General features: G+C 70.3%; 12 protein-coding genes. 9 read left to right on the top strand and 3 right to left on the bottom strand.

Going from position 1 to position 11,671, the window contains the following annotated elements:
• Nucleotides 1-35: 35 nt before the first annotated feature.
• A complete protein-coding gene (locus Acor_RS02085) occupies nt 36-1,001 on the top strand; it encodes a LysR family transcriptional regulator (protein ID WP_155334780.1) in 966 nt (321 codons plus the stop codon).
• Here Acor_RS02085 and Acor_RS02090 read toward each other — a convergent pair.
• Nucleotides 987-1,514, bottom strand: coding sequence for a creatininase family protein (locus tag Acor_RS02090; protein ID WP_155334781.1), 528 nt, complete (start codon nt 1,512-1,514; stop codon nt 987-989). The genes Acor_RS02085 and Acor_RS02090 overlap by 15 nt on opposite strands.
• A gap of 236 nt (nt 1,515-1,750) precedes the next feature.
• Here Acor_RS02090 and Acor_RS02095 point away from each other — a divergent pair, with 236 nt between their 5' ends.
• Nucleotides 1,751-2,596 carry a polysaccharide deacetylase family protein gene (locus tag Acor_RS02095; RefSeq protein ID WP_155334782.1) on the top strand — a complete coding sequence of 282 codons (846 nt, stop codon included), beginning with the start codon at nt 1,751-1,753 and terminating at the stop codon, nt 2,594-2,596.
• 3 nt (nt 2,597-2,599) lie between these two features.
• On the opposite strand, the gene Acor_RS02100 is transcribed toward Acor_RS02095, so the two are convergent.
• On the bottom strand, nt 2,600-2,926 hold the full coding sequence (locus Acor_RS02100) for an FG-GAP repeat domain-containing protein (RefSeq protein WP_155334783.1): 327 nt from the start codon (nt 2,924-2,926) through the stop codon (nt 2,600-2,602).
• A 574-nt stretch (nt 2,927-3,500) separates the two neighbouring features.
• Between Acor_RS02100 and Acor_RS02105 the strand changes: the two genes are divergently transcribed.
• The 7 genes from Acor_RS02105 (at nt 3,501) to Acor_RS02135 (ending at nt 11,273) form a co-directional block, all read left to right on the top strand.
• Nucleotides 3,501-4,961 carry a cytochrome ubiquinol oxidase subunit I gene (locus Acor_RS02105; protein ID WP_155334784.1) on the top strand — a complete coding sequence of 487 codons (1,461 nt, stop codon included), beginning with the start codon at nt 3,501-3,503 and terminating at the stop codon, nt 4,959-4,961.
• A gap of 10 nt (nt 4,962-4,971) precedes the next feature.
• A complete protein-coding gene (cydB, locus tag Acor_RS02110) occupies nt 4,972-5,880 on the top strand; it encodes a cytochrome d ubiquinol oxidase subunit II (protein WP_155334785.1) in 909 nt (302 codons plus the stop codon).
• 91 nt (nt 5,881-5,971) lie between these two features.
• Nucleotides 5,972-6,937 carry an acyl-CoA desaturase gene (locus Acor_RS02115; RefSeq protein WP_246238359.1) on the top strand — a complete coding sequence of 322 codons (966 nt, stop codon included), beginning with the start codon at nt 5,972-5,974 and terminating at the stop codon, nt 6,935-6,937.
• Entirely contained in the window at nt 6,934-8,163 is a 1,230-nt protein-coding gene (locus tag Acor_RS02120) for a cytochrome P450 (RefSeq protein ID WP_155334786.1), read from the top strand. The genes Acor_RS02115 and Acor_RS02120 overlap by 4 nt, the downstream gene beginning before the upstream one ends.
• Nucleotides 8,160-9,707, top strand: coding sequence for a peroxidase family protein (locus Acor_RS02125; RefSeq protein ID WP_155334787.1), 1,548 nt, complete (start codon nt 8,160-8,162; stop codon nt 9,705-9,707). Before Acor_RS02120 ends, Acor_RS02125 begins: the two co-directional genes overlap by 4 nt.
• The gene (locus tag Acor_RS02130) at nt 9,694-11,073 is read left to right on the top strand and encodes a hypothetical protein (protein ID WP_155334788.1); all 1,380 of its coding nucleotides are present in this window, start codon (nt 9,694-9,696) and stop codon (nt 11,071-11,073) included. Before Acor_RS02125 ends, Acor_RS02130 begins: the two co-directional genes overlap by 14 nt.
• Complete coding sequence (locus Acor_RS02135; RefSeq protein WP_155334789.1) at nt 11,070-11,273, top strand: hypothetical protein; 204 nt, start codon at nt 11,070-11,072, stop codon at nt 11,271-11,273. Before Acor_RS02130 ends, Acor_RS02135 begins: the two co-directional genes overlap by 4 nt.
• 34 nt (nt 11,274-11,307) lie before the next feature.
• On the opposite strand, the gene Acor_RS02140 is transcribed toward Acor_RS02135, so the two are convergent.
• Nucleotides 11,308-11,517: a hypothetical protein gene (locus Acor_RS02140; RefSeq protein WP_155334790.1), complete on the bottom strand. Its 210-nt coding sequence runs from the start codon at nt 11,515-11,517 to the stop codon at nt 11,308-11,310.
• Nucleotides 11,518-11,671 lie beyond the last annotated feature (154 nt).

Consider the following 11,671-nt stretch of genomic DNA (forward strand, 5'->3'; position numbering starts at 1 on the left):
TTACTTAATACGGAGGGCCGGTCTAGAAAGGACAGGTGACCCTGACCCAGCTGAGCGCGTTCGTGTTCGTCGGCCGGCTCGGGTCGGTGAAGGCCGCGGCGCGGGCGCTCGGCGTGAGCGAACCGGCGATCTCCCAGGCGCTGGCCGCGCTCCGGGTCCACCTGGGCGACCCCCTCGTCGTACGGTCCGGCGACCGCATGCTGCTCACAGAAGGGGGGCGCCGCCTGTTCCCCATCGCCTCCCAGATGGTCGCCCTGGGCGCCGAGGCCGAGGCCGCGATCCAGACGGTCCGGGCCGACCGGCTGCACCTGGTCGCCTCCGGCGCGATCGCCGAGTTCGTCGCCTCGTCCCTGACCGACGTCTTCGGCCGCCGCCGCGCCATGGAGACCACCTGCGGCGAGGCCGCCACCGACGAGATCCCGCTGCTGCTCACCAGCCGCGTCGCCGACGTCTCCCTCGGCCCCAGGATCACCGGCGACCGCCTGGTCAGCGACCCGGTCCTGCGCTGCCGCCTGATCGCCGTGGGCTCGGCCGCCGGCAACCGCGACACCTGGCTGGTGGACCCCTCGGTCGAGGACCCCGCCAGCGACACCAGCCGGTTACTCCGCCTGCTCCGGGTGCCGGAATCCCGGATCCGGGTCTACCCCAGCCAGACCGCGGCCTGGGACGCCGCCGCCACCGGCACCGGCGTAGCGCCCGCCGTCGGCCACCTGGTCGCCCGGCACCTGCGCCGCGGCGACCTCACCGTCATCGAGACCGCCGCCACCCCGATGGACGTGAACTGGTACGCGACGACGCTGGAACCCACCCTCCGCTCGCCCTTGGCGAGCCGGTTCCTGGAGTTCCTGGGCACCCCGGCGGCCACCCAGCTGATGCACTCGCCGGAGGCGGGCGTCCCCCGCGCCAGGTTCCGCCCGGCCGTGCACGTCTCGATCTGGAACGGCGAGATCGGCGGCTCCTACGGCCGTTCCTCCGGGTCGAGAGGCTCAGCCGCTCTTTAGGCTCACGCTCCGGAAGCTGCGCATCAGCGAGCTGAGGATCAGCCGGCCCTTCTCCGCCCCGCCGGCGGGGTCCTCGTCCGGTGGCCGGTGGCCCTGGGCCGACAGGTAGGCCGCCTCCCAGTCCCGCTGGGTCGGGAAGACCTCGATCCGCCGCCCGTGCGCGCTGGCCTCCCGCGCCACGGCGACCAGGTCGTCGTCCACCTCCCCTGCGTTGACCAGCACGAGCGAGCGCACGCCGGATTTCGCCACCGAGTCGTACACGCCGCTCAGCAGCGCCCCGAGCGCCAGCGCGCCGAACCCGACCGGCCCGACGGGGCCGCAGACCGTTATCGGGGGCAGGACCCGCAGCGGGTAGTTCTCGGCCAGTTCGCGGACGATCGCACCGGCGATGAGCACGTCGTTCCTGGGGACGAGGGGATCGCCTCTGCCGATCGGCACGATCGCCGTGTTCGTGTTCTCATCTCGTCCGCCGGTCGCGACGGGCCTGGACATGAGCTGATGCAAGAGGCTCACGGCTCCCTCAATTGTGGTGGAGACTCGCCGCGCTCATTTTGCGGACATGTTCCGAAATGTGTCAAGAAAAATAAGAAACATTTCGCTTTCATTAACCGCTTAAGCGGTCTATATCCTGCATTAACTTGGCTCGATCGCTTTGAAACATTTCGGTGTTCATCAAGCAGCCGAACGGAGTGAAGCGGCTGAAGTGAATATCGATCACTCTCGGTGCGGAACTGGCAAGATGATGCGCCATGACTCGGGGGACACTGCGGCGGATCATCGTGACCGGTGGGGCGATCGGGGCCTCGGTGAGCTGCGCCGCCGGCGGGGTGGCGGCCCCGCAGGCCGCGCATCGGGTGCTCGAAGCGCCGCCGATGGTCGTGTCGTCGCCCTCGCCCTCACCGACGCCGCCGCGGCCGATCGGCGTGCTGCCCATCCCCGGTGAGGTGAAGAAGATCGAGGCGGCCGAGCTGCCGCCGGTGATCAGTTCGATTCCGACCGCCAGGAAGGTCGTCTTCCTCACCATCGACGACGGCTGGGAGCAGGATCCCGGGTTCGCCCGCCAGGTGCGGGACCGGCGGATCCCGATCACTGTGTTCGCGATGCGGGACGCCGTCGAGGCCAAGGGCCCGATCGACCCCTCGGCCGCCGGAGGCCGGTACGTGGGCGCGGGCGGATGGTCGTACTTCCAGGATCTGGGGGCGCCGGTGGAGAACCACACGCTGACCCATCCGAACCTGCGGGCACTCGGGTTCGACGGGCAGAAGGCCGAGATCTGCGGGGCCTCACGCGCGATCAAGCGGCGGATGGGCGTGCGGCCTGCGCTGTTCCGGCCGCCGTTCGGGAACTACAACACCGACACGCTGCGGGCCGCGAAGGCGTGCGGGATCGAGACGGTCCTGCTGTGGACGGCGAGCGTGCAGCCGGGCGGCAAGATCGCCTACCAGACGCCCGACAAGAAGCTGCACCCCGGCGACATCCTGCTGCTGCACTTCCGGCCGCACCTGTCCAGGGACTTCCGGATCCTGGTCAACAAGATCGAGCGCCGGGGGTTCGAACTGGGCAACCTGGCGGCCTACCTCGCCGCCCTCACCTGACGGTCAGGCGATGTCCTCTTTGGTGAAGTCGTACCCGCCGCCGGGACGGCCGAAGGCGACCTCCACCGTCTGCCAGCCGACGCCGCCGGTCAGGACCACGTCGGTCAGGCCGTCGTCGTTGAAGTCGCCGACGACCGGTTTGGCGTGCTCGTCCCTGACCTTGACGGGGAACTCGCGCAGCCGGTGATCCGCCACGGGAGAGAAGCTGCCGTCGCTGTTGGAGAACGCCACCGGGGTGTAGTCCTCGCCGCCGAGCAGGGCCAGGTCGTCGCGGCCGTCGTTGTCGAAGTCGCCGGCCAGCAGGGTGGCGTCGGGGTCCTGGACCCACAGGTTTCCACTGGCTGACCGGGCCCTCCGGCGGGGGCATGTCCGCCCGGGCCGCGCCGGTTCCCGCGGTGACCATCGCCGCGGTGAGCAGCAACGTTCCCACGCGTCCTGTCCATCGACTGCGCTTCATCGGCCTGCCTTCTCTGAATGATCATCCTCGGGCCCCAGGTCCAGCAAAGGCCGGGTGGCGCGCGTGGGACAGATCCACTGAAGGGCCGAATGAGCGCCTGAGTGGTCATCGACAACAGGTCACCCGGGAGGCGTACCCCGGAATCAGCCCTGCGGCGGACGCCCCGGGCCTGGCTGTTTGCCCATGATTGGTCCCGTAAGCACTCCCGGGAAGTCGGGGCGGCGGTCCCTACGAACCGGGACATCTCCTCCGGCATTCTCGAGTCAGCACGGGGTTCGGTGCCGGGATCCGAGGCGGGGATCCTCGGGTCTCCGGCCTGCCGGCAGGCAGGCGGCAACTGATGTGACGAAGATCGCAGGCACTCGGCCCCCCATTGCTCTACAAGCGGTAGTACTACTTGGAGTAGAACTACGTCTTGTAGAGCTCCGGCACACCCCGGAGGGGGATATGGACGCACTTGACCTGGCACGGTGGCAGTTCGGGGTCACCACCGTTTACCACTTTCTCTTCGTACCCCTGACGATCGGCCTGGGCGTGTTCGTGGCGGGGTTGCAGACCGCCTGGCTCCGTACGGGCAAGGAGCACTACCTCACGCTGACCAAGTTCTTCGGGAAGATCTTCCTGATCAACTTCGCGATGGGGGTGGTCACCGGCATCGTGCAGGAGTTCCAGTTCGGGATGAACTGGAGTGAGTACTCGACGTTCGTCGGTGATGTCTTCGGGGCGCCGCTGGCGCTGGAGGCGCTGCTGGCGTTCTTCCTGGAGTCCACGTTCCTCGGGTTGTGGATCTTCGGGTGGGACAAGCTGCCCAAGAGGGTGCATCTGGCCTGCCTGTGGATCGCCGTCATCGGGTCCAACCTGTCGGCGTACTTCATCCTGGCGGCCAACGCCTGGATGAAGCATCCGGTGGGCTACGTGGTGGTGGACGGCCGGGCCCAGATGACCGATCTGTGGGCGGTGCTGACCAACTCGACCGCGCTGGCGCAGGTGCCGCACGTGGTGGGGGCGTCGTTCGTGGTGGCCGGGGTGTTCGTGCTGGCGATCAGCGGTTACCGCATCCTGAAGGAGCGCGGCGCGACGGGCCTGCTGCCGCGGAAGAGCGACTTCACCACCCCGCGCGACCGGAAATCTCCGGACATGTGGCGGACGAGTCTTCGGGGTGCGCTGGTCATGACGGCGATCGCGGGGGTGGTCGTCGCGGGGACCGGGGACCTGTCCGGGCAGTTGCTGCACGAGCAGCAGCCGATGAAGCTGGCGGCGGCGGAGGGGCTGCGGCACGACACCGCGGGCGCGCCGTTCTCGCCGCTGCCCGGCGTCGAGATCCCGCACCTGCTGAGCCTGCTGGCCGCGCACGACCCGAACGCCGTCGTGCAGGGCGTCGACGACATCCAGCGGCGGTTCGAGGCGCAGTTCGGCCCGGGTGACTATATGCCGAACCTGCCCGTCGTGTTCTGGTCCTTCCGGGTGATGGTGATGCTGGGCTCCGCGGCCATCGGCCTGTCCGTGCTCGGCCTGTGGCTGACCAGGGGGCGTGGCCGCCGGGCCAGGAACGTGCCGACCTGGTTCGCCAAGGCGTGCCTGCTCGCGCTGCCGCTGCCGGTCCTGGCGATGATCGCGGGCTGGCTGCTCAGCGAGATCGGCCGCCAGCCGTGGACGGTGGCCGGCGAGCTCCTCACCGCCGCCAGCGTCTCCCCCGGCGTCACCGTCACCGAGATCGCCATCTCCCTCGCCGTCTTCACCGGCCTGTACGGCCTGCTCGCCCTCGCCGAGGCAGGACTCATCCTCCGGCACGTCAAGGCCGGCCCCGAGGCTCCGGCCCAGGACCCCCGGAACCCTCGCGACCCCGACGAGACGGTGCTGATCCCCCGCCAGCTACAGGCCGAGTCCCGGCCGACCCTGATGTACTGAGGATCCCGCCATGACTACTTTCTGGTTCATCGTCATCGCGTTCCTCTGGACGGGCTACTTCGTCCTGGAGGGATTTGACTTCGGCGTCGGCGCGCTGCTGCCGCTGGTGGCCCGCGGCCCGGCCGAGCGCCGCCAGGTCCTCGGCACGATCGGCCCGGTCTGGGACGGCAACGAGGTGTGGCTGATCTCCGCGATCGGCGCCATGTTCGCCGCCTTCCCGGCCTGGTACTCCGGCTTTCTGAGCGAGTTCTACCTGGCCATGGTGCTGGTCGTGGCGGGCCTGGTGATCCGCGGCGTCGGCCTGGAGTGGCGCGGCAAGGTCCGCTCCGGGACCGAGCTGGCGCTGTGCGACGCGGGGATCGTGACCGGCAGCGTGCTGGTCGCCTTCCTGTGGGGGGCGATCTTCGCCAACCTGCTGTTCGGCACCGGACTGGCCACCGTACTCGGCGGCGCGCTTTCGCTGTCGCTGGCGCTGCTGCACGGCGCGGTGTTCCTGACCCTGAAGACCGAGGGCGCGGTACGGTCCCGCGCCCGGCTGGCGGCCCTGCTGGCCTCGGCCGGCACCCTGCCGATCGCGATCGCGGGTCTGTCCGCGCTGCCGAGCGGCGCCGACTCGGAGCTGCTCTGGGTGGCGTCGGGGACGGCGATGGCCGCGCTCGCGGCCGGGGTGGCCCTGGTGTGGCGGCGCCGGGAGGGGTGGGCGTTCGTGGCCACCGCGTCCGCGATCGTGCTGGCCACGGCGTCGCTGTTCGGGGCGCTGTATCCGGCGCCGCTGCCCGGTCTGACGGTGGCGGAGATGGCGTCGGCGCCGTACACGCTGACGGTGCTGACCTGGATCGGGTTGGTGGCGTTGCCGGGGGTCATCGCCTATCAAAGCTGGACTTACTGGGTCTTCAGGAAGCGGTTGACCCGGGTGTGAGGGGTGGGCGCGGGGTTGCGATCTAGTCCCTAGCTGGGGAGACTACTCATAGTCAGATCGTATCGCCTTGGGTAACCATCGAGGAGCGCCCTTGTCTGCCGTCGCCGGGCTCGTGCCCGCCCCCCGCTCGGCCAGTTACCGGATCTCGATGGTGCTGCTGTTCGGGGCGCTGCCCCTGATCGGCCTGGGGGTGGCCGTCCCGGCCGCGTGGGGGTGGGGGCTCGGCTGGCGGGATGTGGGCATCGCCGCGGCGATGTACACGATCTGCATCTTCGGCATCGGCGTCGGCTTCCACCGCCTGTTCACGCACCGGGCCTTCAAGGCGTCCCGGCCGCTGCGGATCGCGCTGGCGGTGGCCGGGTCGCTGGCCATGGAGTCGCCGCTCACCTCCTGGGTGTCGGAGCACCGGCGGCACCACAAGTACGCCGACCGCGAGGGCGATCCGCACTCCCCCTGGCGGTATGGCGAGGACTGGAAAGGCCTGGCCAAGGGCCTGCTGTTCGCGCAGGTGGGCTGGTTCATCGTCGGCACCGAGCGGGCCGACCCGCGTCACTACGCGCCCGACATCCTGGCCGACCGGGACCTGCGCCACTTCTCGATGCGCAGCTACGCCGCGTTCGCGCTGGCCTCGATGGCACTGCCGCCGCTGGTCGGCGGCCTGCTCTCCTGGTCCTGGCACGGCGCGCTGACCGCGTTCGTGTGGGGCTCCCTGGTGCGGTACGCGCTGGTGCACCACGTGACCTGGCTGGTCAACTCGGTCTGCCACACCTTCGGCGACCGCGACTTCGCCACCGCCGACCGGGCCGGGAACGTCGGCTGGGTGGCGATGCTGACCTTCGGCGAGGGCTGGCACAACTACCACCACGCCGACCCGACCTCGGCCAGGCACGGCGTGCTCAAGGGCCAGTGGGACGCCAGCGCCCGGCTGATCTGGCTGTTCGAACGGCTCGGCTGGGCGTTCGACGCGCGCTGGCCGGATCAGCAGAGGGTCAGCGCGAAGCGGGATGGGGAGAAACAGCGTGGGGAGAAGCGCGGGGCGAAACGGGGGGTTCGATGAGTTATCTGGAACGTTACGACGAGCTGCGGGCGGCGGATCCTGGGCGGGCCGCGGGGGCGGTCGCGGAGTGGATCGCCGGGGAGTGGCGGCCGTTCTTCGCCGAACTGCGCGCCGCCAGGCCGGTGCTGGCCACGCCCGCGTTCACCTTGGTCACCCGGTTCGCGGACGTCACCGAGGTGCTGTCCCGCGAGCAGGTGTTCACGGTCCGGCTGTATGGGACGCCGATGGAGGCCGTGCTGGGCGGGCCCTACATGCTGACCCAGGACGCGACGCCGCTGCACTGGGCGGAACGGGGGCTCACCCAGGCGGTCCTGCCGGCGCACGACATCCCGCGGGTGCGGGAACTGGCGGGGCGGTATGCGGACGAGGCGCTGGACGCGGCCGCGCCCGCCGGGCGGATCGACGCGGTCGAGGAACTGGCGCGTCAGGTGCTGCTGCGGATCTGCGGCGACTACCTGGGCGTGCCCGGCCCCGATCCGGCCACGCTGTCGGAGTGGTCGCGGGACTCGATGCACGACATCATCAGGAACCTCCCCCGTGACCCGAACGTGCACGCGACGGCCTGCGCGGCCGGGGCTGGGCTGCGGGCGCACGTCAACGAGCTGATCGCGGAGCGCAGGCGGGCCCCGGGCGAGGACGCGCTGTCGCGGCTGATCGCGCTCGCGCCGCCCGCCTCGCTGGGCTTCGACGACCTGCGGCTGACGGTCAATGCCGCCGGGCTGCCGCTCGGCCTGGTGGAGAACGCCGCCCAGTCGATCGTCCAGATCATCCGGCACCTGCTCGGCCGTGAGGACGGCGTCCGCGAGGAAGCCGTCGCCGCCGCCAAGGCCGGCGGGCCCTTCGACGGCTACGCCTGGGAGGCGCTGCGCTTCGCGCCGTTCAACCCGCTCATCTTCCGGTTCTGCGAGCGCGACCACCGGCTGGCCTCGGGCGCGTTCATCAAGGCGGGCACCCCGGTCTTCGCCTGCACCTCCTCGGCGGGCATGGACGAGGAGGCGGTGGCGGCGCCGGAGGAGTTCCGGATCGACCGTCCGGGCTTCGTCCGGCTCCAGTTCGGCTACGGCGCGCACGAGTGCGTCGGCAAGCACGTCGGCGTGGCCGTCATCCCCGAGGTGGTCCGGCGCGTGTTGCGGCGGCCGGGGGTGGCGCTGCCGCCGGGCGCGGCGATCGAGTTCGACGGCGGGCCGTTCCCGCGCCGGTTCCCGCTCACGCTGGGGGCGTCGTGAAGCCGAGCGCCCGGGTCGGCCGGCGCAACTACCTGGAATTCTGGGCGCTGACCAACCTGGCGCCCCTCTGGCGGCTAATCCGGCTGGTCCGGCCGCTGCACGCCGCGGTCAACAGGTTCCTGGTGAACCGGCTGGTGATGAAGCTGCCCGTCCGGCCCAATCCGCTGAGCACGAAGGCCAGGTACACCTCCTGGGAGTCGCTCACCGACCGCACCTTCGACAGCCGCCACCTGCCGCCGGTGCCGCCGTCCACGTCGGCGCCCGCGCCGGCCGAGGTCGCGGAGCTGTTCCGGCGCGACGGCCGGACAATGAACTGCCCGCGCTCGACCGTGCTGTTCGCGTATTTCGCGCAGTGGTTCACCGACGGCTTCCTGCGCGGCGACATGAGCATCCCGCGCGATCCGCGCAAGAACAGCTCCAACCACGAGATCGACCTCAACCAGCTGTACGGGCTCACGCCGGCGGTCACGGCCGCGCTGCGGACCGGGTCGGGGGGCCTGCTCAAGAGCCAGGTGGTGAACGGGGGCGAGTTCCCGCCGTACCTGTGCGAGCTGGGGCGGATCAAGGACGAGTTCGCGCCGCTGAACGTGATCCGGTTCGACGACATCCCGTTCGGGGCGCGGGACGCGCTGTTCGCCTGCGGCAGCGACCGGGCCAACCTGCACATCGGCTTCACCATGCTGACCACGCTGTTCCTGCGCGAGCACAACCGGGTGGCCAGGCTGCTGGCGGAGCGGTATCCGGGCTGGGACGACGAGCGGCTCTTCCAGACCAGCAGGAACATTCTCGTGGTGCTGCTCATCAAGATCGTCCTTGAGGAGTACATCAACCACATCACGCCCACGCTGTTCCGGGTGGCGCTGGATCCGGCCGTGTCCAGGAAGGCGATCTGGACGCGGACCAACCACATGGCGATCGAGTTCAACCTGCTGTACCGCTGGCACAGCCTGATCCCGTCGGTGCTGCTCGCGGGTGGCCAGGAGCGTCCGCTGGGCGACACGATGGCCGGGAACCGGCTGCTGCCCGAGTGCGGGATCGGCCCGCTGTTCGAGGACGCGGCCAGCCAGCGCGCGGGGCGGATCGGCCTGTTCAACACCGATCCCGACCTGCTGCACGTCGAGGTGATGAGCGTCGCGGAGGGGCGGGCGGTGGAGCTGGCCTCCTTCAACGACTACCGCGCGTACTGCGGTTTCCCGCGGTTGAAGTCGTTCGCGGAGGTGTCCGCCGATCCGAGGGTGCAGCGCGGGCTGGCGGCGCTGTATCCGAGCGTGGACGACATCGACTTCTATACCGGGATCTTCGCGGAGGATCCGCTGCCGGGGTCGCTGCTCTCGCCGGTCATGCAGCGGATCATCACGGTGGACGCGTTCTCGCAGGCGTATGCGAATCCGCTGCTGTCGCCGCAGGTGTTCGGGCCTGAGACCTTCTCCCCCACCGGGATGGAGATCATCGGGGCGACGGGGTCGCTGGCGGACGTGCTGAACCGCAACCTGCCGGAGGCGACCCGGCGTTACCAGGCGCGGATGACGCATGAGCGGAGCTGACGAGCCGAAAGACCGGCGGCGGCTGCTTCAGGTCGCCGCCGAGCTCGTCGCGGTGGCCGAACAGATCGAAGCCGTCTCGGTCCGGGCCACGGCGGCGCTGACGCGGGAGCTCAGGCCGGGCGCGCTGCTGCGGGCCGTGCCGGGGTTCCGGCCGCAGCGCCGTCTGTTCCGGGCGCTCACGCGGCGTGCTGGGCTGGGGATCGCCTTCTCCGGGGGGCCGCTCGGGCGGCCGATCGCCAGGCTCTCCGGGCTGGCGGGGCCTGGCAGGCTGGCGGTGCACGTGTTGGTGCTGTCGCTGCGCCTGCGGATCGCGGCGGTCGAGCTCAGTCATCCGGAGGTGGCCCGCGATCCCGTGCTACGGCGGCTGATCGAGGCGATCTCCCAGGATCGGGATGTGGCGGCGGCCCGCGCGCTGCGCGCCCTGTTCAAGGATCGGGGGGCCGAGGACGCGCTGAGCGCGATCGCGCCCATGTTCGGCGAGATCCTGGCGCTGCGCGCCCTGCTGGACGAGAACCCGTTCAACGACGCCGTCGGCTGGGCGATGGCCACCGGGAAGTGCGTCATGAACACCGACCCCATCCTCGGGATCACCACCCGCGTCATGTCCTCGATGGACCGGGGCGTCGGGGCCGCCCTGCCCACGGAGCCCACCCCCGAGGAGATCGCCCGGCTCCGCACCGGGCACTCCATCGTGGCCATTCTCCGCAACATCGACGCCATCGGGACCGACGGCCGGGTTCTCCTCCAGAGCGTGCTGGGGCCCGACGACGTGGTGAGATATGTAGTTCAAGCGCCCGGTATGCGGCCCGGCGGCCCTCGCAACGACTCCCCGCAGGACCTGGTGGGGGCCTTCCGGAACACCGTGCTGCACGCCTCGCCGTACACGGGGGCGCTGAAGGACGCGATCGACCAGTTCGGCGTCCCGGACGGGGCGGAGATCGCCCTCGTCGGGCACAGCGCCGGCGGCTCCGCCGTCATGAACCTCGCCCAGGATCCCGGCTTCTGCGGCCGCTACCGCGTCACCCACGTCATCGCGGCCGGCTCCCCCATCGACTTCAAGACCCCCGCCGACCCGCGCACCTGGATCTCCTCCATCACCAACCAGCACGACCTGATCCCCGTCCTGGACGGCCAGGGCTCCGGCACCTGCTTCGACCTCCACCCCACCTGGTACACGGTCGACTACGCCGACGCCACCCACCGTTTCCCGCTCTGCCACAGCGTCGCCCAGTACGCCGCCAACCTGGCCGGCGACCTCCCCGAAGCCCGCGGCCACATCGACGCCCAGCTCACCCCCTACCGGGGCTCCCTGATCCGCTCCCAGCTCTACCTCATGCTCGACCACCCGCCGAAGGACCCGCCATGACCCACGACGCCGACACCCTGGAGACCTGCGCCACCACCCTCACCACCCTGGCCGACCGCCTCACCGAGGACCCGGCCGTCCCCCCATGGCTCCAGACCGCCATCCGCGCCTACGCCACCCGCTGCCGCATCGCCGCCGCCGACCTGACCGCGGCCGAGTCGCCAGGCGACCTCAATGGCGCGCAAGAAGAGGGCCGATAACGCTGAACACGGGAAGAGAAACCCGCCGGCCGGTTCACTCCATAATCTTGTGCAGTCCCATGGCGACCGCGCCGGCCGCGGCCAGTCCGGTGACGGCGGCGAGCGGAATCGGAATACCGCCGAGCGCGCAGAGGCCCGCGATGATCAGTCCTATGACAACGCTGGCAAGCAAAATCACAACGGCCCTGGAGGTTAACAACGGGCCCGGCTGATGAGGGCGATCATCGCCACTGGGTAGCGTCACGGAGGGCTCCTCTCCATTTCGATCGAGTGCTGGCAACGGGGCAACCTCCCTGCCAGGGAGCGTTGCCCACCAAGAACCGCGGCTGAAGCACGCGAAGACACTTGGACCGGCGACGTCATCGGCGCGCAGCCGTGCCGCCCACATCCTTGAGGAC

It is taken from the genome of Acrocarpospora corrugata (genome assembly GCF_009687845.1).
GTDB classification, from domain to species: Bacteria; Actinomycetota; Actinomycetes; order Streptosporangiales; family Streptosporangiaceae; genus Acrocarpospora; species Acrocarpospora corrugata.

Bases quoted from the DNA above. Each gene is read 5' to 3' on its own strand.
- Acor_RS02095 (WP_155334782.1), top strand. From the start codon at position 1,751: ATGACTCGGGGGACACTGCGGCGGATCATCGTGACCGGTGGGGCGATC.
- Acor_RS02105 (WP_155334784.1), top strand. From the start codon at position 3,501: ATGGACGCACTTGACCTGGCACGGTGGCAGTTCGGGGTCACCACCGTT.
- cydB (WP_155334785.1), top strand. From the start codon at position 4,972: ATGACTACTTTCTGGTTCATCGTCATCGCGTTCCTCTGGACGGGCTAC.
- Acor_RS02120 (WP_155334786.1), top strand. From the start codon at position 6,934: ATGAGTTATCTGGAACGTTACGACGAGCTGCGGGCGGCGGATCCTGGG.
- Acor_RS02130 (WP_155334788.1), top strand. From the start codon at position 9,694: ATGAGCGGAGCTGACGAGCCGAAAGACCGGCGGCGGCTGCTTCAGGTC.
- Acor_RS02135 (WP_155334789.1), top strand. From the start codon at position 11,070: ATGACCCACGACGCCGACACCCTGGAGACCTGCGCCACCACCCTCACC.